Annotated in this window: 20 protein-coding genes and 2 pseudogenes; 8 read left to right on the top strand and 14 right to left on the bottom strand. The window is 71.7% G+C overall.

Features of this window, described 5'->3' with window-relative positions; genetic code table 11:
• Window positions 1-15 precede the first annotated feature (15 nt).
• Window positions 16-387 (bottom strand): hypothetical protein, encoded by a 372-nt coding sequence (locus OYE22_RS33290; RefSeq protein ID WP_277318428.1) that lies wholly within the window; start codon window positions 385-387, stop codon window positions 16-18.
• 170 nt (window positions 388-557) lie between these two features.
• Between OYE22_RS33290 and OYE22_RS33285 the strand changes: the two genes are divergently transcribed.
• Window positions 558-1289 carry a TnsA-like heteromeric transposase endonuclease subunit gene (locus OYE22_RS33285; RefSeq protein WP_277318429.1) on the top strand — a complete coding sequence of 244 codons (732 nt, stop codon included), beginning with the start codon at window positions 558-560 and terminating at the stop codon, window positions 1287-1289.
• Between the two features lie 427 nt (window positions 1290-1716).
• Here the strand turns inward: OYE22_RS33285 and OYE22_RS33280 are convergent, their stop codons facing one another.
• The 4 genes and pseudogenes from OYE22_RS33280 to OYE22_RS33265 all read right to left on the bottom strand — a co-directional run bounded on the left by OYE22_RS33280 (window position 1717) and on the right by OYE22_RS33265 (window position 4509).
• Complete coding sequence (locus OYE22_RS33280) at window positions 1717-2883, bottom strand: pentapeptide repeat-containing protein (protein ID WP_277323920.1); 1167 nt, start codon at window positions 2881-2883, stop codon at window positions 1717-1719.
• A gap of 23 nt (window positions 2884-2906) precedes the next feature.
• Window positions 2907-3119 (bottom strand): hypothetical protein, encoded by a 213-nt coding sequence (locus tag OYE22_RS33275; RefSeq protein WP_277323919.1) that lies wholly within the window; start codon window positions 3117-3119, stop codon window positions 2907-2909.
• Between the two features lie 124 nt (window positions 3120-3243).
• A pseudogene (locus OYE22_RS33270) lies at window positions 3244-3399 on the bottom strand (IS630 family transposase); the annotation flags it as partial.
• An 81-nt stretch (window positions 3400-3480) separates the two neighbouring features.
• Window positions 3481-4509, bottom strand: coding sequence for a YdcF family protein (locus OYE22_RS33265; RefSeq protein ID WP_277323918.1), 1029 nt, complete (start codon window positions 4507-4509; stop codon window positions 3481-3483).
• Between the two features lie 495 nt (window positions 4510-5004).
• Here OYE22_RS33265 and OYE22_RS33260 point away from each other — a divergent pair.
• Window positions 5005-5157 (top strand): annotated as a pseudogene (locus OYE22_RS33260) (SDR family oxidoreductase); the annotation flags it as partial.
• 149 nt (window positions 5158-5306) lie between these two features.
• On the opposite strand, the gene OYE22_RS33255 reads toward OYE22_RS33260, so the two are convergent.
• Entirely contained in the window at window positions 5307-6296 is a 990-nt protein-coding gene (locus OYE22_RS33255) for an NAD(P)H-dependent oxidoreductase (protein ID WP_277323917.1), read from the bottom strand.
• A gap of 171 nt (window positions 6297-6467) precedes the next feature.
• On the opposite strand from OYE22_RS33255, the gene sigJ reads away from it, so the two are divergent.
• Window positions 6468-7415 (top strand): RNA polymerase sigma factor SigJ, encoded by a 948-nt coding sequence (sigJ, locus tag OYE22_RS33250; RefSeq protein WP_277323916.1) that lies wholly within the window; start codon window positions 6468-6470, stop codon window positions 7413-7415.
• Window positions 7416-7544: 129 nt separating this feature from the next.
• Here the strand turns inward: sigJ and OYE22_RS33245 are convergent, their stop codons facing one another.
• Window positions 7545-7946, bottom strand: a complete 402-nt coding sequence (locus tag OYE22_RS33245) for a helix-turn-helix domain-containing protein (protein ID WP_277323915.1) — start codon at window positions 7944-7946, stop codon at window positions 7545-7547.
• 93 nt (window positions 7947-8039) lie between these two features.
• Between OYE22_RS33245 and OYE22_RS33240 the strand changes: the two genes are divergently transcribed.
• Window positions 8040-8969, top strand: a complete 930-nt coding sequence (locus tag OYE22_RS33240) for an NADP-dependent oxidoreductase (protein WP_277323914.1) — start codon at window positions 8040-8042, stop codon at window positions 8967-8969.
• 97 nt (window positions 8970-9066) lie between these two features.
• On the opposite strand, the gene OYE22_RS33235 is transcribed toward OYE22_RS33240, so the two are convergent.
• The gene (locus tag OYE22_RS33235) at window positions 9067-9696 is read right to left on the bottom strand and encodes a TetR/AcrR family transcriptional regulator (protein WP_277323913.1); all 630 of its coding nucleotides are present in this window, start codon (window positions 9694-9696) and stop codon (window positions 9067-9069) included.
• 60 nt (window positions 9697-9756) lie between these two features.
• Here OYE22_RS33235 and OYE22_RS33230 point away from each other — a divergent pair, with 60 nt between their 5' ends.
• A complete protein-coding gene (locus OYE22_RS33230) occupies window positions 9757-10521 on the top strand; it encodes an SDR family oxidoreductase (RefSeq protein WP_277323912.1) in 765 nt (254 codons plus the stop codon).
• Window positions 10522-10952: 431 nt separating this feature from the next.
• Here the strand turns inward: OYE22_RS33230 and OYE22_RS33225 are convergent, their stop codons facing one another.
• The gene (locus OYE22_RS33225; RefSeq protein ID WP_277323911.1) at window positions 10953-11570 is read right to left on the bottom strand and encodes an ATP-dependent endonuclease; all 618 of its coding nucleotides are present in this window, start codon (window positions 11568-11570) and stop codon (window positions 10953-10955) included.
• 430 nt (window positions 11571-12000) lie between these two features.
• Here OYE22_RS33225 and OYE22_RS33220 point away from each other — a divergent pair, with 430 nt between their 5' ends.
• A complete protein-coding gene (locus OYE22_RS33220) occupies window positions 12001-12711 on the top strand; it encodes a BlaI/MecI/CopY family transcriptional regulator (protein ID WP_277323910.1) in 711 nt (236 codons plus the stop codon).
• A 286-nt stretch (window positions 12712-12997) separates the two neighbouring features.
• On the opposite strand, the gene OYE22_RS33215 is transcribed toward OYE22_RS33220, so the two are convergent.
• Entirely contained in the window at window positions 12998-13768 is a 771-nt protein-coding gene (locus OYE22_RS33215; protein ID WP_277323909.1) for an SAM-dependent methyltransferase, read from the bottom strand.
• 62 nt (window positions 13769-13830) lie between these two features.
• Window positions 13831-14721 (bottom strand): helix-turn-helix transcriptional regulator, encoded by an 891-nt coding sequence (locus tag OYE22_RS33210; RefSeq protein ID WP_277323908.1) that lies wholly within the window; start codon window positions 14719-14721, stop codon window positions 13831-13833.
• Window positions 14722-14807: 86 nt separating this feature from the next.
• On the opposite strand from OYE22_RS33210, the gene OYE22_RS33205 reads away from it, so the two are divergent.
• Together OYE22_RS33205 and OYE22_RS33200 are read left to right on the top strand one after the other, a co-directional pair.
• Window positions 14808-15290, top strand: a complete 483-nt coding sequence (locus tag OYE22_RS33205; RefSeq protein WP_277323907.1) for an ATP-binding protein — start codon at window positions 14808-14810, stop codon at window positions 15288-15290.
• Complete coding sequence (locus tag OYE22_RS33200; protein ID WP_277323906.1) at window positions 15287-15556, top strand: hypothetical protein; 270 nt, start codon at window positions 15287-15289, stop codon at window positions 15554-15556. Before OYE22_RS33205 ends, OYE22_RS33200 begins: the two co-directional genes overlap by 4 nt.
• A gap of 110 nt (window positions 15557-15666) precedes the next feature.
• Here the strand turns inward: OYE22_RS33200 and OYE22_RS33195 are convergent, their stop codons facing one another.
• The 3 genes from OYE22_RS33195 to OYE22_RS33185 all read right to left on the bottom strand — a co-directional run bounded on the left by OYE22_RS33195 (window position 15667) and on the right by OYE22_RS33185 (window position 20924).
• Window positions 15667-17778 carry a serine/threonine-protein kinase gene (locus tag OYE22_RS33195; protein ID WP_277323905.1) on the bottom strand — a complete coding sequence of 704 codons (2112 nt, stop codon included), beginning with the start codon at window positions 17776-17778 and terminating at the stop codon, window positions 15667-15669.
• A gap of 100 nt (window positions 17779-17878) precedes the next feature.
• Window positions 17879-20068, bottom strand: coding sequence for a serine/threonine-protein kinase (locus tag OYE22_RS33190; RefSeq protein ID WP_277323904.1), 2190 nt, complete (start codon window positions 20066-20068; stop codon window positions 17879-17881).
• A gap of 4 nt (window positions 20069-20072) precedes the next feature.
• Window positions 20073-20924, bottom strand: coding sequence for a serine/threonine protein kinase (locus tag OYE22_RS33185; protein WP_277323903.1), 852 nt, complete (start codon window positions 20922-20924; stop codon window positions 20073-20075).
• Window positions 20925-21193: the final 269 nt, after the last annotated feature.

Genomic DNA, 21193 nt, shown 5'->3' with positions numbered 1-21193 from the left:
GAGACGGACCACCACTCAATGAGCACCGCCGCAGACCCCGAAGACACGAGCGACCCACTGATTCATCCGGGCCTCGAAGTCCGAGGCTGAGACGATGCCCGAGGCCGGGAGGGAACCCGCGTCGTCGAGGCCGGCGATGAAGTCCACATCGGCCCAGCCACCCCGGAACAGCACAACCGACAGCTCGGCCTCTCCCGGGCCAGAGATGACCACGCCGACCGAGTCGGGATCATGCATCCGAGCCCTGTCGGTCTCCAAAGGCTGGGGCCACGACGCCTCGGCATCCCTCCAGTTCACCTCGCCCACTTCGAGGCCGGCCGACCTCCAGCCCACCGTCCGGCCAGCCACAACCGCAGCCACCTCGTCGAGATCAACAACCCTGTCCATCAGGGGATCATCCCTCATGGACGAAACCGGCGGTCCCGGAATCCGGCACCAAGACCGCGAGACAAGGACGCCAGCCGTTCCTACTTCTCACCGACACCTTCAGGGCTGCCGGCCCGCGGTCGTTCTCAGAACCTACCGACAACCCTTCCTGCTTCTGACCTACGCAGCCGATGCGTGCCCAGCTGATGGTCCTGGACCGCGACCCTGACGTGACGGGTCGGCCGGGGCGGCTGCTGTGGCGTAATCGCCGCGGCCAGGTGCGTTCCTGGGCGCCGCAGCTCTTCGCCCGCCGTTCCGACGGCGCCGCGCCGCTCGCCGACTGTCCCGGCCATTCCGGCGGCGAACGCGCGGTGAAGGCTTCTGAGGCGGTGACGCAGGCATGCGCAGACATCGGCTGGATCTACCGGCGCATCCCACCGCTCGACGACGTCCTGGCCGCCAACCTGAAATGGCTGGCCGGGTACTGCCATCCTCGCAACGCCGGCCGCCCGAAGCTGATAGTGGTGGTCGTCGGGGCGTTCACGCGGCCGCGACCACTGATAGAGGGCACCGCAGCGGCCGGCGACCCGATCGAAGTCCTTCCCTGCGTCTTCCACGCCCTGTGGCACGGCCGGTTGACGGCTGATCTGGACACGCCACTGTACGAACGCATCCTCGTCGGCCCGCAGGGCTGGAGCGACCCGGGCACGAAGAGAGGTGCCGGGCGAGCGCGCGGCGGGGTGCCCGGCTGGCCGTGGAGGGTTGGTACTCGGGTCCGGTTCTGTGGCGTGACGTGGCAGGTAGTCGCCCTTTCGAGACAGGAGATCCACCTCGTCAGTCCGAACGGTGGCGGCCAGGCCGTACTCGCCGAGCACCTGTTCACCGACCCCGACTTCACCGTCATCGGAACCGACGTGCCCTAAGCAGCTTCACAGTAGGGCCTGTTCGAGCCCGCCCCCGCCGCGGCACGCGAGAAGGCGTTTGCCTGGCGGCGGCACACGCGGGAAGTCGAGTGCGAGCTTGCCAGCGGGCCCGGGAGCGAAGGAGTGGCCCGGTCGCCGTACGACCCGCAGCGGCACACGCTGGCCGAGCGGGAGCAAGCCAAGGCGGAGGAGCTACCGCGCTCGACCTCGCCCGAGGACCGCACACCACGGTGCAACGCATGCGCCTGGCCTACCGAAAACAAGACCTCTCGGGGCCCCTCGGCCACCACACCGCCCGCTCCTCCAGCCCCACCGGGCGAGCTGACGAACAGACCGTCACCGCCCACCACCAACCCTCACCGCACCAACGAAAGAATCGCATCGGCTCGGGTCTGCACGCACCATGGCCCTCACTCAGGCTCCTCAGTCACGATATGGACCGTAGGGGCGGGTGTTGTGTCGTTATCCCTGAGGGCTGGAGCAGTGGCGGAGGTTCGGGGCCAGGGTCCTCGGTAACCACGACACCGGCCGCCGCGTGGTCGAAACCATCTGGCCAGCGAGTGTGCTCGCTAGCCAGCGCACCGGTCAGACGTGCCTGAAGGAGATCGGCCGTGCTCAAGTCGGCGCCCCGCAGGTCCGCCAGGCGCAGGTCGGCGCGACGGAAGACAGCGCCGCCCGCGTCAGCCTTACGTAGATTCGCCTCGCGCAGGTCGGCCTCGGTGAAGTCCGCGGCACGCAAGTCGGTCTCGACCAGCCGTGCACCCCTCAGGTCAGCCAGAACGCAGCGCGCCCGGCGCAGGATCGCCGTCTTGAGGTCGGCGTGCCGCAGATTGACCGAGACGAGAGAGGCCTGCGTGAGGTTGGCGTGGTACAGGCCCGCCGCCTCCATACAGGAACGGTCAAGGTTGACCTCATGCAGCCACAGCCCATCACAGTCGGCCCGACGCAGATCCGTCACACTGAGGTTAATCCACGACTGCTGTCGAGGTTGCAGCAACAGCACGCCGAGCCCGGTCAGCGCCACCTGGGCATCGGCAGCGCGCACCTCCAGCGGCACGACATCATTGATGGGCGCCTCCCTCGCTGGAGCTTCCGGCGCGGTGGGCGGCCACGGCAGGTGCGTACGCAGGTATGCGGCCTGAATAGAGATAACAGCCTCACGATCGCGAGCGGAGTGCTCCGCGATTCGCCACAGCGCATGGAGCCCACCAATACGTGTCTCCAACTTGTCACTGCCCAACTGATCGACGGCCGTACTGAACCGGTCAGTGACATAACCTTCCTGAGTAGCACGTAAACCAGCCTGACTAACCCGCAATTGCCGCCAAGTAGCATACGCACCGAACAACACAACCACACCACCCACAGCTTGCAGAAGTGTCGTACGAACGTCGTTCACTGCCTTGAGCCGGTCCTGCGCAGCGACGCTAGCCCCGGCCAGGTCGTGATCGACCACCACACCCGGTAGGACGATGAGCACCACGCCCAGGAGAGCCAGCCCCGCAGTTCCGGCGAACAAGGCGGTGACCGTACGATGCCTGGCCAGCCGGTCGCGCCACGGCCCGCGAGCACGCTCCGGCTCCCCCATCTCCATAAGCATGGGACCCTAAGCGCCGCTCACACGATGATCAAGATGTACGGCTTGGAGTGGCGACGCTCCATCGCGCTCGGACGTGGAGCTGTGGCGTGCACCCCACTCGCCTCGTCTTCTGAGTCAGGAATCGTGTTCAGGTAGCTGGCAAGGCGTTCGACGATTTCGTCTGCGGTCCTGGTCCAGACGTAGGGCTTGCGGTCGGTGTTCCATGCGGCGATCCAGGTGCGGATGTCCATCCCCAGTGGCGTAGTTGTCCAGTACCAGGTGCACGTCCAGGCCCGCCGGTAGCTCCTGGCCGAGTTAGATCAAGAACTTCTTGAACTCCGCAGCCGGGTGCCGGCGGTGCGGGGAGCCGATCGCCTTCCCCGTGGCGACCTCCAAGGCAGCGAACAGGGTGGCGGTGCCAGGGCGCACGTAGCCGTCAGTGATCCGCTGCATCGGCAGCAGCGGCTGAGAGCGGCCCAGAGCCTGGATCTGCGACTTTACGTCGACGCAGAACACCAGAGCGCGTTCGGGCTGGGCCACCTCAACCCAAAAGGCGGCACACCACCCGCCCCAGTCAGGGTCGGGTGGTGGTGCCGCTGAGTGCCTCGACTTCTACGTGATGGTCCCCGACGACGGCCACCCCAACCACCAGATGAACAGGCCGCTCAGCAGGACGAGCAGGAAGAGGGCGGCGTTGGTGCGGCGGTAGGCGACCAAGAGGGCCACGAACTCGCGGATCATGGCGCTCGGCCAAAAGTACGCGGCTGTCGGGGCACCGATCACGTGACCCCGTACGCCGGTGCGGCGGGCGGTGATCGCGGCGCGGAAGACGTGGTAGTTGTTCGTGACGATCACGCACCGGTAGTCCGGTTTCGCCCGCTCCATCAGGGCTTTGCTGAACGTCAGGTTCTCGTCCGTGGTCGTTGAGCGGTCCTCGCGTTCGATCAGGTCGGCGGGGAAACCCTGGGTGACCAGGTAGTCGGCCATCGCGTGGGACTCGGGCAGCTTCTCGTCGGGACCTTGCCCTCCCGAGGTCAGCAGGACCGGGCGCCGGCCCTTCCGGGACAGCCTGGCATGTTCCCTACGGGCCCGGTCCAGGCGACTGGCCAGCAACGGGGGCACGGTGGTGCCGCCGATCAGGCCCGAGCCGAGAACCACTACGTAGTCCGCCCGACGCCGAATGCGCAAACGCCCGTACAGACCCCCGTAGACGAGGAAACACAGGAACAGAAAGGCAACATATCCGGCGAGCGCCACCGCCGTCGCCGCCACCACCACAAGCGTGCGCGTGTGCAGCACCAGCGCGGCAATCAGCAGCGCGAGCAGGGCGACCAAGGCGATACCCGCCCCCAGAGACAACAGGTTCGCCAGACCCCGACCCTCCTTGCGAACCATGGTGATCCCGTTAGCGATGAGAAACCACGCCAGCGTGATAACCCCCACCCCCGCCAAGGTCAGCAACGCGACGGCCAGATCACGGCCCAACTGGGCCCGCTCCGAGGCCACGTGCAGCAAGAGCGCGATCGCCGCGAAGACGGCGGACAGGCCCAGCAGAACCGCGTTACTCATTCGACGGCGATCCCTCACCACACCAGCACAGAACAAGAAGAAACAGACGAACGACGGTACAAAGGCCACCATGCGTCGATCCTACGAGGCATAACGCGATCCCCGCCGAGCAGCGGCCGCGTGGGCACTCCCGCACCGGCCACTTCGCCGAGACCGCCGGCGAGACGTGCGACCGGGAGCGGCCTCGGTGACCGACGCCGGGGGCACCCACGCCACGCCCAGCGCGGGACGGGCCACGGCCCTGCCAAGAGTGCGACAAGGAGCTGTACCAGGCGGCAGCCAGCCTCACTCCCCGTAGCGACGGCATCTCGGCGACCAGCTCGTGCGCGCCCTCAGCGCGCCGGATGCCCCCCGGTGACACAGCCCAAACCCAGACAACGCAGGCCGGCCGGCCCCGCACCCAGCCGACCAACGCCCCAGGAGAACAGGCTCCACACCCGGGCTGCCGTTGCCCCACTGCATCCGAACAACGAACACCTGCCAGGAGACGGGCCCCACACCGACAACTCGCCTCACCAATCGAAGTTCCCTGACTCCCACAGCACTCAGTCTAGGAGCGCCACTCCCCCCGGCGTCATCGACCTCTACAACGCTCGCACCCCGCTCCGCCGCGCAGCCCACCCCGCCGAAATCGCCCAAGCCGCCGCCTGGCTCCTCAGCGACCGCGCCTCCTACGTCACCGGAATCACACTCCCCATCGACGGCAGCATGCACATATAAGCCCGGCACACACTCGCCACCCGAAGACAACCAACAAACCAAAGCAGGACCGACCCGACCACGGGCGGCGGGCGTTCCCCGTCACCACAGCAGCCAAGCAGTCCACCCGTGCCTCCCGCCCGCACGGGAGGCACAGGGCCCCATCGGCGTCACGGCTTGAGATCGACGACCCCCTTGCCACCCAGGACGTCCAGCGGCACGGAGACCTGGTCATGCGAGATCAGCCACGCGTCGTCGATCTTCCGGAAGCAGAAGGTGGCCCGAACCCACATCCCACCCGTCGTCGTCCCGTCGGCCAGGGTGCCACCGAGGCGGCCGAAACCGTGTGTGAACGCCACCTCCTCGCCCACCGTGTGCACCAGGTCGCGCACCTCGTAGGTCACCTCCTGGAAGAACGTGAACACCTTCGCCCAGTTCCTGAGTTTCGCGTCGATGCCCACGTGCTGGAGTGGCGGGTCGATGTCGAAGGACACGATGTCCGACGCGTAGAGCCGCCGCAGGCCCTCCAGGTCCTTGGCCTGGATCGCGTCGGTGATCCTGTCGAAGTGGCGGGCGATCGCGGCTTCGTCCGCCTCACGCTGTGTGGGGGTGGCCGCCCGCCCTTCCGCGCTCTGGGCCACGACGTGGTCGAGCAGTGTGTCCAAGGTGTCGACGTGGTGGGCGCCCGGTTCGAGGGTCGCCTGGTCCTTGAAATCGGTCTTCAGGGACAGCGACACCAGCGGCGTCACCGCACTCATCCGAAGAAGCTCGCACAGCGTCCGCAACTGCCGGGCCGCGAGGGTGCCGCCGCCAACGCCGTAGGAGACGAACCCGACGGCCTTGCCGGTCCACTCCGCGTACAGGTAGTCGATCGCGTTCTTGAGCACACCGGGAAGGGAGGCGTTGTACTCGGGGGTGACCATGACGAATCCGTCGAAGCGGGCGATGGTCTCCGCCCAAGCCCGGGTGTGCTCGTGCTGGTACCGCCCAGCCAGCGCGGGCAGCGGCTCGTCGAGATGCGGCAGCGGGTGATCGAGCAGGTCGATCACCTCGAACACGGCATCCTCGCGACGAACCGCCCGCTCCTGAACCCACCGGGCGACCTGAGCGCCCTTACGACCGGGGCGGGTGCTGCCGATGAGTATTGCGATCCTGGTCATCTCTGTCTCGCTCCTGCGGTGTCCCACCCGGGCTCTCCGGGCCGTTGGCGCCTGCCATCGATACGACGACACGGCCCCACCGAACGTCAGGAACACAGCGGGCCTGACAAACAGGCGGGCACTCTCGTCGTACCAGCGAGGGACGATCCACGTTCAGGGAGCCGCGGGAGCATGACCGATCACGTGACGACACACCACGAGAAGCCCGACGCGGGCTTGGACCCGATCATCAGCGAGCGACAGCGACTGACCGGCCTCGCCTACCGGCTGCTCGGTTCCCTGACCGAGGCCGAGGACGCCGTCCAGGAGACCTACGCCCGCTGGTACGCCATGTCCCGCCGGCAACAGGACACCATCGCCTCCCCCGGCGCCTGGCTGACGACGGTCGCCACCCGCGTATGCCTGGACCTCCTCAGATCGGCCCGCGTACGGCGCGAGCGCTACGTGGGCCAATGGCTCCCCGAGCCGCTACCCGAGCAGGCCACCTGGAACAACGGGCACCCAGGCACCACCACGACCAACCCCACGGACCCAGCCGACCACGTCACCCTCGACGAGTCGGTGAGCATGGCGTTCCTCGTCGTCCTCGAATCCATGACCCCGGCCCAGCGCGTCGCGCTCATCCTGCACGACGTTTTCGGCTATCCCTTCGCCGACATCGCCCAGATCACCGGCCGAACCCCGGCCGCCTGCCGCGAACTGGCCTCCACCGCACGGCGCCGCGTCCGCGGCACCCTGCCCTCGCAGGGCCCGGCGGCCCACCAGGCGCGGATCGTCAGGGACTTCAAGCGGGCGTGGGACGCGCGGGACATCAACGCCCTCGTCAGCCTCCTCGCCCCCGGCGCCACCTTCACCGTAGACGGTGGCGGCGTGGTCGCCGCCGCTCGCCACCCCATCCAGGGCAGCGAGGAAATCGCGCGCTACCTCACCGACCTGGCCACCCTGGCACCCGCCAGCCTGACCATCTCGGAGCGCACGGTCAACCACCAGGCCGGTCTGCTCATCGAGCACGCGGGCGTCACCGTGGCGGTGTACGCGTTCAACATCGCGGACGGCCACATCACCCACATCTGGGCGATGCGCAACCCGTACAAACTCCGCCCCTGGACGGCAGGCTAGACGGTTGCGCCGTACCCCTGCGGCAAGGACGACGGTCCCGCACCCACGCGGCTACCGAACCCCCACCGTGGTGTCGGGTGGGATACGGGGCGCGTCACCCCCTGTCCCACCCACCTACGTGCGGCCTGCTTACGTGCCTCGGTGCGGGACTCCGTCGTCGCGGGCCGCGGGCTCGGGATCGGCGTCGAGTGCGTCGAGCACCGCGTCGCCGTTCGCCCTTGCCCACTCCGTCAGCACGTGGATCGGCTCGATCAGCGTCGCACCGAGTGGGGTCAGCTCGTACTCGACGCGGGGCGGCACCTCCGCGTAGGCGTGGCGGCGGATCAGGCCGTGCGACTGGAGCCGTCGCAGAGTCTGGGTGAGTACCTTGCGGGAGATGCCGCCGATCAACTCAGCCAACTCGCCGTGGCGCACCGGGCCCTTGCTGAGGCCGTAGAGCACGACCGCCGTCCACTTGTCGGCGATCAGCTCGACCGTCAGCCGCGCCGGGCAGTCGGCGAGGAAGGCGTCACCGCAGCCGAAACCGCTCATGGGGCCAAAGGTACCTGTTGGTTCCCATCGGATACATAGCCTGGTTTCTCCTCCCCCACATCCAAGCCACACAGGCACAGGCACAGGAGAGTCATGCGCGCCATCACACAGCACACGCTCGGCGGTCCCGAGGTACTCACCATCGTGGACGCGCCCGAGCCGCGACCGATACCGGGGGAGGTCCTCGTCCGCGTCCGGGCGATCGGACTCAACCCACTGGAAGCCCGGCTGCGGGCGGGCGAGTTCCCGTTGATCGGCCCGCCGCCCTTCATCCTGGGCTGGGACATCAGTGGCGTCGTCACGGAGGCACCGCAGACCTGGCGGTTCAGGCCCGGGGACGAGGTGTTCGGTATGCCACTGTTCCCCCGGGCGGCAGGCGCCTACGCCGAGGTCGTGTCAGCGCCGGCGCTACACCTGGCGCGCAAGCCGGCGGCGATCTCGCACGTCGAAGCGGCGGCACTGCCGATCGTCGGGCTGACCGCGTGGCAGGGCCTCGTCGACCTGGGCGGGGTGAGCGAGGGCGATCGTGTCCTCATCCACGGCGGTGGTGGCGGGGTAGGCCATGTCGCGATCCAGATCGCGAAGGCGCTCGGCGCCCACGTGATCGCGACAGCCAGCCAGAGCAAGCGGGGGTTCGTCGAGGGGCTCGGCGCCGACGAGGTGATCGACTACACGGCGGTCGACTTCACGAAGGAGGTCCGCGACGTCGATATCGTGCTCGACACGGTCGGCGGCGACGCCGTCGAACGGTCGCTCGCAGTGCTCCGCCCCGGCGGTCACCTGGTGACGGCGGTCGCCGAGGATGACGCGGAGCTGGTCGCCGCGTACGAGGCGGCCGGCATGCGCTTCAGTGGCATCGCGGTCGACCCCGACCCGGTCGCCCTGCGCGGTCTGGCCGCACTTGTCGAGCAGGGCAGGCTCCGGGTCCATGTGCAGGAGACGTTCCCCTTCGACCGCGTCGCTGACGCGCACCGGGTGCTCGACGGCGGTCACCTACGAGGCAAGCTCGTTCTCACTCTCTGACGGGAGACCGCGTGCGTAGTCGGTAGGCAACCTGATCCGGTGTCGCGAGGCCCGGGTCACGGCAACAGCGGTCGGGGGCCAGCGCCCGCCATCCGGTTCACTCTGGCCGGTCGGTGGCGACCGCGTCCTGACCGAACGAGGCGACGAGTGCCCGCGTGATCAGGTCGGGCAGGCTTGTTTGTCCGTCGTCATCGACCCAGCGTGTCAGCGCCGTGTGCATCACGGCCAAACAGGCGCTGGTTGTCGCGCGCGCCGCGAACGCCGCCTCGGGGTCGGTCGGGTTCCCGAGGGCTTCGATGATCGCCTGCTGCAGGGCGTACTGGCTGTCCAGGTGCCGGGCCCGCAGCGCGGGTGTGGAGACCATGAGCCGGAGACAGTCCAGCAGGAACCGCCTGTTCACCGCCCCTTCTCCCCCGTCGTCGCCGGTCAGCGCCGCGGCCGCCGCCACGAGAGCCCCGCCGACGCGGCGTACCAGGGGCTGCGCGGGGGACGAGGCCGCGACCCGCTCGGCGATGAGCAGGGTGGGTTGGTCCACCAGGACGAGGTCCTCCTTGGTGGGGAAGTGCCGGTAGACGGTCATGGCCGAGACACCGGCGGCGGTAGCGATGTCGGCCACCGGCACGGCGTCGTAGCCGTGGTCGGTGAACAGGCGCACCGCGTGCGTCTGGATCGCGCGTCGGGTCTCGGTTCGCTGTCGTTCCCGGAGGGTCGGTTTCCGCTCACTCATGTGATAGACACTACCCCGATGTTAGTGACTAACAGAATCTGCGGGCGAGAGGTGGACGACATGGGTGGGCTTGCAGGCAAGACAGCCGTGGTGACGGGGGCGTCGCGTGGTATCGGGCAGGCGGTCGCCGTGCGGCTCGCCGCCGAGGGCGCCATGGTCGTCGTGCACTTCGGCACGGATGAGAGCGGGGCCGCGGCGACCGTTCAGGAGATAGAACGCGCTGGCGGGGCCGCCCTCGCCGTCCGGGCCGAACTGGGTCTGGACGGCGACGCCGACACCCTCATCGCGGGGGTACGGGCCGGCCTGGCGGGCCAGCCGCTCGACATCCTCGTCAACAACGCGGCGGCCCCGCCGGCCGGTCCGCTCGGTGTCACCACGCCGGCCGAGTTCGACCGCCTGTTCGCCGTGAACGTGCGGGCGCCGTACTTCATCATCGAGCGCGCGCTCCCGTTTCTACGCGATGGCGGACGGATTATCACCATCTCGTCGGTGGCCACCCGCATGGCCAACCCGACCCAGACGTCCTTCGCCATGACCAAGGCCGCGGTCGAGGCGATGAGCAGGACCCTCGCCAACCAGCTCGGCACACGGGGGATCACCGTGAACGCGGTCGCCCCCGGAGCCACCAGGACGGCGACCAACGGGGCGGCGTTCGACGCGCCGGGCCTCACCGAACAGATAGCCGGCTTGACGGCCCTCAACCGGCTGGGAGGGCCCGACGACGTCGCCGATGTCGTCGCCTTCCTCGCCTCCGACGCCGCCCGCTGGGTCACGGGCCAGGTCATCGACGCGAGCGGCGGACTGTTCCTCGGCCCGCGCGTCTGAGCGTGGAGGTCAACGGCCGTGGGCGGGAGCGCTGTTCACGTACCACGTGGGGGCGGGCACGTTCCTCGTACCAGCCGCCGCGGTCAGCGCGTAGACCGTGCTACGCCGTGGGTTACTCACGGCAGTGAACAACCCACCTGATGTGGGTCGGTCGCGCCCCGCTCGCACGCGCTTCGGGGCACCGCACTCGCGAGGTGACTGCCACGCTGGAACACCGGCCCTGCCGGCAGCGCGCCACGAGTGCGGCGCGCGGGGCCGGAGGGTGGTCGTGTCCGGCCCCGCGTGTCCAGCGGTCAGGTCAGCACTGGCCGTTGGCCCTGCCGTTGGTGACCTTCTTCAGCTTTCCCGGCCAACGCCAGTCCGTCTTCTTGGACTTGTTCTCCGTACCGGCGGGGCTGCGGCCGCGTCCGTGCCTGCGCGGGGGCCGGGGCTCAGAGGCTGGCGAGCAGGTCGTCGAGCGGAGCGGGTACGCGGGCGAGGTCGAGGGCCTCGACGAGGACGCGGCCGTAATGGATCTTGCGGCCCTTCTTCGTGCCGAGGAAGCGTCGGAGCTGCTGCTGTGGCGTGCGACCCCGCTGTGCGGGCTGGCGCAGGAAGGTCTGGAGGGCGCGCTGGTCGCCCTGCGCCTGGACGAGGTCGGTCACCCGTGTCACGCCCAACGCGCGGATGAGTTCGTCCTCCAGGTCGGCCGCGCAGACGAAGAACCCCTGCTCCGTCGCGCCGGCCCGCTCCCAGCCACGGGCGTAGAAGCGGCGCTCCCCCACGTCGCACAGGCCGGTCAGACGTAGGTCGAGGCCGGGGGGCCCGAGGAGGCTGGTGAAGCGTGCGACGCTCATCGCGCCACCCATTGACAGCACGCAGACACCCTCGGCCTCCAGGTTGCGGTCGTGCCTGGCCGCGAGCGCGCTCACGGCCGCGACGTCGCTCGGTCCCTCGACGAGGACGACCGTCCGGACGGACAGGGCCTCGGTCAGGTCGCGCGCGGTGTCGCCGGAGCCACCGGCCGCCCATGCGCTGACTGTCTCCCGGAACGACTCCATGTCTGCCATGTTCCTCAGTGTCTGTTCTTTTCGGCCTGCGCGGTAGGCGATTTTCGCGAGGTGACGTGGGGTGGGGTGTGGGGTGGGTCGGGCGGGCCGGTGCGTTCCCGGGAGTTGGGGGTCGGGGCGGGCGGCGTGGGGTGGTGGACCTGCTTGTCGCCTACGTGCCGGGGGGCGTGGGAAACACCCGAACTGGTGACGCCTGGCGATCGGCCCGGCGGGCGCGACACAGTTGTCTCGTGTCTGGTTGGCCGCTGCCGTACCCCGGTGGTGAGCGGTAACGCGCAGGTGGCAGGGGGTAGCGCTGGACTGGTTGGGCATCGCTTGAGTGTTCAAGTCGGCAGCGTTGCCTGGGGAGTACGGGATACGGGTGGAGGCGCGCGGTGGGGTTTCATGAGTAGCATCCAGGGCCAACATCCCCCAACCAACAGGAGAGCGTGTGTCAGCCCAGAGTCGGAAGAGTGCTCCCCCTGTCCCCCTGGACCCGTCCGCGTCGGTGGAGTCCGTACTGCGCCACATGGACGAGGAGCGCGCGGAGCTGGTCAGTCAGCTTGCCGGTCTTCAGCATCGGCTGGAGCAGTTGGAGACGTCGAAGGCCCTGCTGCTCACCTACATCGGGTCGTCGGACGGCGCCAGCCTGGCGCCCGCGCCCGCGCCCGCCACCCGGCCGGTCGGGGCGACGGAGTCGGCTGTGCCCGACGAGCCGGCGACGGCCGCGACGGTGGCCGTGCCGGGCGCGCGGCGGTCATCGGCGTCTTCGTCCCGACGCGCTGGTGGGCGCGCGGCGCGACAGGGCACGACCGGGCGGGGCAAGGGGCGGAAGAAGTCCGCCGCCGCGAAGGTCGCCGCTCCGGCGCGGGGTCAGCGCGGGCAGACCATCGTCGAGTACCTGGCCGAGCACGGTGAGCCGCGCTCGGCCACCGAGGTGACCAACGCCCTGCAGGAGCGCCACACTGACCAGGAGTGGAGCCGGGCGGGTGTGCGCGAGAGCCTGGAGCACCTGGTCTCCAAGAACCAGGCGCAGCGCACCACGCAGGGGCGGTCGGTCTTCTACTCCGCCGCTCCGGGCGCCACCGCGTCCGATGACGCCGCCGCCAAGGACGCCGAGGCCGCGTCCGAGTCGCAGCCGGAGGCCGCGGCAGCCTCCTGACGCCCGCCTGGCGGGCCGTGGCACAGCCGGTACGTCCGGGGTGTGCCACGGCGTGGGTGGCAGCGAGGTGCGCTGGCGTCCGAGAACCCGTCGGCTTCGGGTGGTGGGCGGCAGCGGAATCGGTTCCGCGCGGACTCGCGGCCGGCGGTAGGGCCCGGGGCCGATGGTCGGCCCCGGGCCCCACCGCCGTGTGGCGTCTGCGCTGGCCCGGCCCACCGGGCACGCGTCCTGGGTGTCGTCGCGCGTGTGCGCCGCCCCGGGGTGGGTCGGGTCGCGGGCCGGCCGCTCAGGGAATACGGGCGACCGCGCCGTAACCGATGCCGGCGCGGGCGGGCAGGGTGTCGCTGTCGGGGCGCCAGTCGGGCATCAGGACCAGGCCGGGGTCGACCATCTCCAGGCCGTCGAAGAACTGGGCGATCTGTTCGCGGCTGCGCAGGGTGAAGGGGATGACGCCCGGTTGGTCGTTGTACTGCTCCTCGGAGGCGACGACCGCGTCCGATGTGGGTGCGGAGTGGCTGATGATGAGGTGGCTGCCGGGCGCGACGTTCTTCACGAACTCGCGGACCAGCGTGTAGACCTCGCCGTGGTCGGGGATCAGGCCCAGGCTGTCGGAGAAGATCAGTGCGACGGGTTGGCTGAAATCGAGGGTCTCGGCCGCCATCCGTAACACGTCGGCCGTATCGCGCATGTCGGCGATGAAGCAGTCGGTGCGCCCCTCCGGGGTGCTGTCGAGGTACGCCTGCTGGTACATGCTGACCATCAGGTCGTTGTCGACGTAGACGACACGGGCGTCGGGACGGTGGCGTTGGGCTATCTGGTGGACGTTCGGTTCGGCGGGCAGGCCGGCTCCCAGGTCGAGGAACTGCCTGACGCCGGCCTCGCGGGCCGCCCACCGTACGGTGCGCCACAGGAACTCGCGTCCGGACAGGGCCAGTTCGCTCACCTCGGGGAGTTGCGCGATGACCGCTTCGGCGGCCTGTCGGTCCGCCGGGTACCAGTACTTGCCCCCCAGCATGTAGTTCCAGAACCGGGCGGGGTGGGGGACGGTGGGGTCCACGCCGGTGGGCGGGTGCGGTCGGCCTGCGGGGGGTGGCGTGGTTGGTCATCGGTAGGGCTCCTTCAGGGGGTCGTTGGGGCGATGAGGTCGGCGAGCGTCGCGCCGCGGCGAAAGCCGGCCGCGGCGGAGGCGGCGTCCAGCCGCTGGCGCCAGGTGGCGACCTGCTCGGGGGCCTCGATGATGGTGGTGGCGCCGGGGAGGTCGAGCAGGATCTGGTCACCGATCTCGTCCACGTCCAGGCGGAGTAGGCGCACCGGGGGCGCGCCGGTCAGCGGGTGCCAGCCGGCGCTCAGCGGTAGCACCTGGAAGGTGACGCGCGGGCGTGCCATCAGCCGTTCCAGGGCTTGGTGTTGGGCGCGCATCACCTCGGGCGAGCCGATGACGGTGTGCAGGGCGGTGACCGAGACCACGGCCCAGAGTCGGGCCTGGCGCTGCCACAGGCGCTGTTGGCGCTCGGCGACGAGTTCCACGGCGAGGTCGAGTTGCTCGGGCGTGTGGCGCGGGTGGCGGGCTCGGTAGAGCGCCGCGGTGTACTCGGGGGTCTGGAGCAGGTCGGGTACGAGGGCGGGGTGCCAGACGCGGACCAGGGACGCGGCGCTCTCCAGCGCGATCCACTCCTGGTAGTCCCTCGGCATCACGGGACGGTAGCGCTGGTGCCACCAGCCGGGCCTGGCCGCCGCGGCGGCCTGGTCCACCAGGCGCTCCCGCTCGGCCGGGGGCAGGCCGTACAGGGTGAGAAGTTGTTCGACCAGCCCGAGGTCGATGGAGGTCCTGGCCTCCTCCAGGCGCCAGACCGTGGTGTGGGCGACGCCGGCGGCCTCGGCGGCCTGCGCCACGCTGCGGCCGACCTCCTCTCGTACTCTGCGCAGCCGTTTGGCCACCACGCGGTGCTCCAGCGTGGGGCTGGATCGTGGCCGCTGCGGCACGTTGTCCTCCCCGTCTCGGTTGCTCACGACCCCTGCGCGCGGGGCGGTGGGCCGTGCCCGATTCTGATAGGCACATATTGCCAAGTGTGCAAACTGCGCGCATGGTTGAGCGTATGAGCTATCGCTTTCCAGAGGAACCCTCGACACGGCGCGGCAGACAGCCGGCCTGTGCGTGTCGCCGCTGGATACCCGCCGAGCCGGAGGGGCCGGCCATCGCCCGCAGACAGGTACGCACGGCCCTGGAGCGGTGGGGGTTGGACGAGCACACCATCGAGCACGCGGCCCTGCTGGTCAGCGAGTTGGTCACGAACGCGGTGGAGCACGGCCGGTATCGGGGTCGGCTGCGCATGGTGTGGTGTCACGTCCGGCTCACCCCGGACGGCTTGCGGCTGGGGGTGTGGGGGCCTGCCGGGGACACCGTTCCGCGGGCCCGCCGGCCGGTTGAGGACAGCGATGTGGACGTGGCGGACCTCGCGGAGTCCGGCCGTGGGTTGTTGATCGTGGACGCGCTCTCCCGGCGGTGGGGCACCCGGCGCGGGCGGGTCAGCCGCGAGGTATGGGCGCTTATCCCCGCGCGGCAGTGGGCGCGCTCGTGACGGGCGACCGCCGGGCCGAGGTGGAGCGCGCGACCCGGGACCTCCACGACGCCCTGGCCCGCCTCGAAGCGCTCGGCCAGGCGCCCTACCCGGTGGGCGGCCTTCCGGGCCGCGCTTCGGGGCCCGTCCTCGCCGGCTGGGGCGAGCGGGGCATCCTGCTGCCCCGCGAGACGCTCATCTGGTCGCCGCCCAGCGGGCGTTCCGACGAGCCGGGGATGTGGATGCGCTGGCCCCACGAGTGGACCGCGCCCCGACACCGGCTGTGAACCGACCCTCGGCGTGCCGTGACGTGCCGTGCCGTGCCGTGACGTGCCGCGTGCCGTAGGCGAGGTGGCGTACCGAAACGGTCCGGGTGGGGGCCGCGGTCGGGTGGGGGTCAGAAGACCGGCAGGGCGAGCAGTGAGCCCCCGTTGAGGACGAACAGTCTGTTGGCGTCTCCGGCCAGGGTGCGGCCCTGTCTGCCGGTGAGCGGGTAGGTCTGGGCCACCCTGGGGCTGGTCCGGGGCAGGCCGCTCACGCCGGTTTCACGGCTCTCCGCCACCCACACGCTGCCCGCCTGGACCACCGGGGGCTGCCAGGGTGGGGCGGCGCCGGTGACGAAGGCGGGCGGGTGCGCCTCCTCGCCGTTCGGCCGGAGGGAGCGCAGCGCCTCGCTGTCCAGCGAGAAGACCACCCCGCTCGCGACGGTGGGTGGCCCGAAGCCGTAGGCGGCGCCCCGTACGGGGTGCAGCGGGTCGTGGCTCCACAGGGCTTCGCCATCGGTGGCGCGGACCGCCGTGAGGGTGTGGCCGCCGAGGAAGACCGTGCCGCCGTCGATGGCCGGGGGCAGCGCCGCCGCGGCCTGACCGGTGCGGACCCATGCCTTGGCGCCGTCGCGGGCACGCATGGCGGCCACGTCGCCGGTGGCCGCGCAGGTCACCAGCAGGCCCGCCCCGAGGGCCGCCGCCGGCCGGCCGCCCGTCAGCGCGAGGGGCGGGCGCCGGGTCCACCGCACCCGCGCGTCGACCGTGGACACGCACCGTACGGCCCCCTCGGAGGTGAGCACGTACACGTGGTCTGCGTCGGCGGCCAGCAGGGTGCTCGCCTGGACATCGGTGGTCCATCTGGCGGCGCCGGTCGAGGCGACGTAGGTGCGCAGCACTCCGTCCCCGTCCGCGGTGGCCACCAGCCGGTCGGCGATCGACAGGTAGCCGGCGTCGGCGCGGACGTCGCCGGCCCGCCACCGGGGCTTGCCGTCCGTGACCCGGTGGGCGGCTATCCCGCCACCGGCGGCGGCGAACACCACCACGTCCCGTACGGGCAGGGGGCGGGGCGAGCCGCTGTCGGCGACGCTCGCGAGTGAGCCCCACAGGGCGCGCGGCGTGCCGTTGTCGGAGCCGAGCGTGGCGGGCCGCACCGTCGCGGCCGGGGGGATGTCGAACGGGTCGGGCGGGCCCTCGTCGGCGTCACCGGTCAGCCACCAGGCGGCGCCGGCCGCGCCGGCCGCGAGCAGGGCGCCGCCGCCGGCCAGGGTGGACAGCAGGCGCCGGCGGGTGGGGCGGGGGGTGGCTCCGGTGGGGGTGGGTGTCGGTGCGTGACCGGGTGGCGGTCCGGCGGCGTTCTCGTCCTGGACCAGGCGTCGGGCCGCGGCCTCCCGATGGCGGATCTCGTCGGCCAACGGCCCTACGAGCCAGAGGCGTTCGCTGCCCGCCGGCGGCGAGGCGGCGTCGGCGACCTGGAGCGGGTGGGGCCGGGCGGCCGGGTCCTTGGCCAGGCACGGTTCGAGCAGTTCGCGCAGCGGGCCCGGTACGCGTTCCAGGCGGGGTTGGCCGTGCACGACCTCGTAGAGCACCGCCGCCACCTCGGCGCCCCGGTAGGCCGGCTGGCCCGCCGCGGCGAAGGCGAGGACCGTGCCGAGCGAGAACAGGTCGGCGGCCGGCCCGACCCGTCGGCCCAGCACCTGTTCGGGCGCGCCGTACCCGGGGGTGACGGGCACCTGGCCGGTCCGGGTGAGCGTGAGGCCGTGCTCGGGGCGGGCGATGCCGAAGTCGATGACGCACGGCCCGCGCGAGGTCAGCACGACGTTGGACGGCTTGAGGTCGCGGTGGACCAGGCCCGAGGTGTGGATGTCGTGCAGGGTGCGGGCCAGGGAGCGCGCGACCTCGCGCAGGAGGGCGTCGCCGAACGGCCCGTACCGGCGCACCGCGTCGTCCAGGGTGGGGCCGGCCAGGAACTCGGAGGCGATCCACGGCCGGCCCGCCTCCAGTTCGGCGCCGAGCACCCGGGCGACGCCCTCGCTGGCGACCGTGCGGGCGGTCCGGGCCTCTCGGACGAAGCGCTGGGCGAGGTTCTCGTCCCGCGTGAGTTCGGGCAGGAGTACCTTGACGGCCGCGGGTCGCCCCTGTGCGTCCCGCCCCAGGTACACCTTGCCCATGCCGCCCTCGCCGAGGACACCCACGACGCGGTAGGGGCCGAGGCGGAGCGGGTCTCCGGGGCCGAGGGGTTTCACGCGGTGCGCTCCTTCGACGGTGGGGGGCGTGGCGTATCGGCGCGGGGCGGGGGCGTGCGGTGACCGGTGGGTTGGTGGCCGGTGGTGGGCGGGCGGGGGCTCAGGCCAGGGGCAGGGCGAAGGTCTCGCGCGGTTCGCGGACGTACAGGCGCTCGCGCGCGTAGTCGGGGGTCAACACGGTCGCGTCGGTCTCGTACGTCCACACGGCGCGCCGGGTGGTGAGGTCCACCGCGCGCAGCCCTTGGTCGTCGAGGCTGTAGAGGTACTTCCGGCCGATCACCGGCGGCACGTCACGGTTCAGGCGCCGTCCCTTGAGATCCTTCTCCAGCCAGTTGAGGCTGCCGGTGAGGGCGTCGACGGCGACGACGCCGCGGTCGCCCTGGGCGCAGTACAGGACGCCGTCGCGGAGGGCGGGGGCCCCGTACACGCGCTCCTCGCCCGCGCTGTCACCGACGTCGCGGCTGCCGTTCTCGCCGAAGAGCCACCCGAGGGTGCCGTCGGCCAGGTCGCGTGCCATCACCGCCTCGTCGCACAGGTAGACATGCCGCTCGTCGCGGACGACGCGGCTGGGCGGCACGCTGCTGTAGTCCTCCGTCTCCGACCACCGCTGCCTGCCGTCGCCCGTGGCGTGCACCGCCACCTCGACGGATTCGGTGTAGGAGTCCTTGCGCCACAGGAACAGGTTCCCGCCGGTGACCGAGCCGCCGACGAAGGGTGGTCCGTACTGGTCGGCCGGCTCGTCCACGGGGCGGCGCCAGTGCTCGCGCCCGGTACGCAGTGCGACGGCGAGCAGGTACCAGCGGTTGCCCGACGTGGTGCGGGCGACCAGGTAGGCGCGGCCACCGGCGACGCACAGGAGTTGGTTGCGGGCCTCGTCGCCGGCGAAGTCGGTCGTGTCCACCCGCAGCTCGCCGAGCCGTCCGCTGGTGGGGTCGATCTCGCCGAGCGCGAGGGAGCGGCCCTCGTCGTGTTCGCGCAGCGCGTGGACCCTGGTGCCGTCGCTGGCCCAGCGCCAGCCGTCGCCCATGTTGGCCTGCCAGGTACCCTCGCCGCTCTCGGCGTTGACGCCGGTCAGCACGATGCCCGCGGGCACCGCGAGCCCCTGCTTGGTCGGCAGGACGTCCCCGTACTCCTCCGGGCAGCGGATGGGGAAGGTCCACAGCCGGGTGGGGGGCTTGGCCGGCGCGGCCGTGGGTCTGGCGGGCTTCCTGACGTCGTTCCGCGTCGTGTCCCGGTTGGCCAGCCAGGCCCACACCCCGCCGCCGGTCAGGCCGGCGCCGGCGAGCGCTCCGCCGCCGGTCAGCGCGATCAGCCGGCGGCGCGTGAGGCCGGGGGCTGCCGTGGCCGCGGCGGGCCCGGCGGGCGCGGGTGCGGCGGGTGGTGGGGGTGGCTGCCGGTCCGGCGGAGTGCGCCACACCTCGGCGCCGCGCCGGGCGATCTCCCGGAGCACGGCGTCCGGCAGCGCGTCCACCCACTGCGGTGGGGCCTGGTCGGTGCCGAGTTCGGTGGCCAGCTCGTCGAGGGTGGGCCTGCTGGCCGGGTCCTTGGCCAGACACCGGGCGAGCACCGGGGCCAGGTCGGGGTCGACGCCGCCGAGGTCGGGTTCGGCGTAGCGGACGCGGAAGAGGAGTTCGGCGGGTCCGCCGGCGCCGAACGGGCCGTGCCCGGTGGCCGCGAAGACGAGGACACCGGCGAGCGCGAAGACGTCGCCGGCCGCTCCGTGTTCGAGGCCGGCGGCCTGCTCCGGCGACATGAACGCGGGTGTGCCGACGGCGTCGCCGGCCTGTGTGGCCTGGTCTGCGCCGATCGCCTGGGCGATGCCGAAATCGATGATCTTCGGCCCGGAGGCGGTGAGCAGGATGTTGGACGGTTTGAGGTCGCGGTGCACCGCCTCCGAGCGGTGCAACCGCGCCAGCCCCTCGGCCAGGGCGGCGCCCACCACGCGCACCGCCGGCGCCGGCAGCGCCCCGCCAGCCTGTACGGCGACGTCCAACGGCGGTCCGATCACGTACTCCGTGGCCAGCCAGGGTCGCGGCGCGGAAGGGTCGGCGTCGTGTACCGCCGCGCCGTACCGCCCGCCGATCACGCGCGCCACGTCCGTCTCCAGCCGGAAGCGGGCGCGCAGTGCCGGTTGGGCGGCCAGGCGGTCGTGCAGCGTCTTGACGGCGACGGTGCGCCCGCCCGCCGTGCGGGCCAGGTAGACCGTGCCCATGCCGCCGCCACCCAGCCGGGCCAGCAGCCGGTAGGGGCCGAGGGTGTACGGGTCGTCGGGTAACAGGGCCGACAGCATGCTTCTACCGCACCTCCGCGGGGTGGGCGGGGAGTTCGGCGGCGAGCACGTGCGCGGACTGTGCGGCCAGGGCCGCGACGACGCGACCCGGCAGCGGAACCGGCTCCGTCGCGGCGGCCAGGGTTCCGTACGCGGCTCCGGGCGCCAACTCGGCCAGAATGTGAGCTGGTTCGGGCCGGCCGTCCGGGACGCGCGACAGGCAGGCCGAGACGAGCGCGCGTAACCCGGCGGGGATCTCGCTCCGTTCGGGTACGGCGTGGCCGGTGGCCGCGTAGGCCAGGACCGCGCCGAGCGCGTACACGTCGCCGCGCGGGTCGACCGGGCCGCCGGCCAGGTGCTCCGGTGCCAGGGACTCCTGATCGACGCCGGGCCGGCCGGCGCGCCGCGTGCCGTCGGGCGCGGCGGCGCGTACCGTCCCGAAGCCGGCCAGCAGCGGGCCGTAGGCGGTGAGCCAGACCGCGGCGGGGCACACGCCGGCGTGGGTGACGCCCAGTACGTGCGCGGAGGCCAGCGTCTCGGCCAGCGCGGCGCCGATGGCACGCACCGCGCCCTCGGGCAGCGGGCCGCCGTGCGCGGTCAGGGCCTCGGTGAGCGGGAGGACGGGTTGGTACGGGGAGGCGTGCCAGGGAAACGCGGCGGTGCCGCCGAGTTCGGCCACCGGCCAGAATCCGGGCTGGCTCAGTTGGTTGGCCCACCGCGCCTCGGCCGCCCAGCGGGCCGGGTCGGCACCCCGCGCGGGCAGGCTGACGAGAACGGTACGCGCGCCGTCGGCGGTGCGCGCCAGGTAGCGGCGTTCCGGCGGCACGCGCGGGGGGCGCGCCGCGTCCAGTCTGGCGAGTGCGACGTACTGCCCCACGCGTGGTGGGTCCGCTGGCTGTAACCCGTGCATGGCCCGCCCCCTCAGCTCGCGTTGGCAGGCGAGCCTACCGGCGCGCGGCCCGGGGCCCCGGGCGGGGGCTGTCGGGGTTGTCCGGGGCCGCCGACCGGCCGCGGTGGGGCGCGCCGGGGGCGGTGTGGGGCGTGGGCGGCCGGTCGGGGCGCGGTGGGGTGGCGCTTCGGCCGGACGCGGTGCGCTGCGTCAGGCTGGATCGGTGGCCGGCCCTCGCATGCCGACGGGGCCGCGCG

Source organism: Streptomyces sp. 71268 (assembly GCF_029392895.1).
Lineage (GTDB): Bacteria > Actinomycetota > Actinomycetes > Streptomycetales > Streptomycetaceae > Streptomyces.
Note: the sequence above shows the minus strand (reverse complement) of the source record. Positions and strands in the feature narration are given on the sequence as shown.

Excerpts from the sequence above, each read along its gene's own strand:
- OYE22_RS33255 (WP_277323917.1), bottom strand. The coding sequence starts at position 6,296 with ATGACCAGGATCGCAATACTCATCGGCAGCACCCGCCCCGGTCGTAAG.
- OYE22_RS33190 (WP_277323904.1), bottom strand. The coding sequence starts at position 20,068 with ATGCTGTCGGCCCTGTTACCCGACGACCCGTACACCCTCGGCCCCTAC.
- OYE22_RS33240 (WP_277323914.1), top strand. The coding sequence starts at position 8,040 with ATGCGCGCCATCACACAGCACACGCTCGGCGGTCCCGAGGTACTCACC.
- OYE22_RS33245 (WP_277323915.1), bottom strand. The coding sequence starts at position 7,946 with ATGAGCGGTTTCGGCTGCGGTGACGCCTTCCTCGCCGACTGCCCGGCG.
- OYE22_RS33280 (WP_277323920.1), bottom strand. The coding sequence starts at position 2,883 with ATGGAGATGGGGGAGCCGGAGCGTGCTCGCGGGCCGTGGCGCGACCGG.
- OYE22_RS33230 (WP_277323912.1), top strand. The coding sequence starts at position 9,757 with ATGGGTGGGCTTGCAGGCAAGACAGCCGTGGTGACGGGGGCGTCGCGT.
- OYE22_RS33290 (WP_277318428.1), bottom strand. The coding sequence starts at position 387 with ATGGACAGGGTTGTTGATCTCGACGAGGTGGCTGCGGTTGTGGCTGGC.
- sigJ (WP_277323916.1), top strand. The coding sequence starts at position 6,468 with ATGACCGATCACGTGACGACACACCACGAGAAGCCCGACGCGGGCTTG.
- OYE22_RS33265 (WP_277323918.1), bottom strand. The coding sequence starts at position 4,509 with ATGGTGGCCTTTGTACCGTCGTTCGTCTGTTTCTTCTTGTTCTGTGCT.
- OYE22_RS33225 (WP_277323911.1), bottom strand. The coding sequence starts at position 11,570 with ATGGCAGACATGGAGTCGTTCCGGGAGACAGTCAGCGCATGGGCGGCC.
- OYE22_RS33285 (WP_277318429.1), top strand. The coding sequence starts at position 558 with ATGCGTGCCCAGCTGATGGTCCTGGACCGCGACCCTGACGTGACGGGT.
- OYE22_RS33235 (WP_277323913.1), bottom strand. The coding sequence starts at position 9,696 with ATGAGTGAGCGGAAACCGACCCTCCGGGAACGACAGCGAACCGAGACC.
- OYE22_RS33205 (WP_277323907.1), top strand. The coding sequence starts at position 14,808 with ATGAGCTATCGCTTTCCAGAGGAACCCTCGACACGGCGCGGCAGACAG.
- OYE22_RS33275 (WP_277323919.1), bottom strand. The coding sequence starts at position 3,119 with ATGGACATCCGCACCTGGATCGCCGCATGGAACACCGACCGCAAGCCC.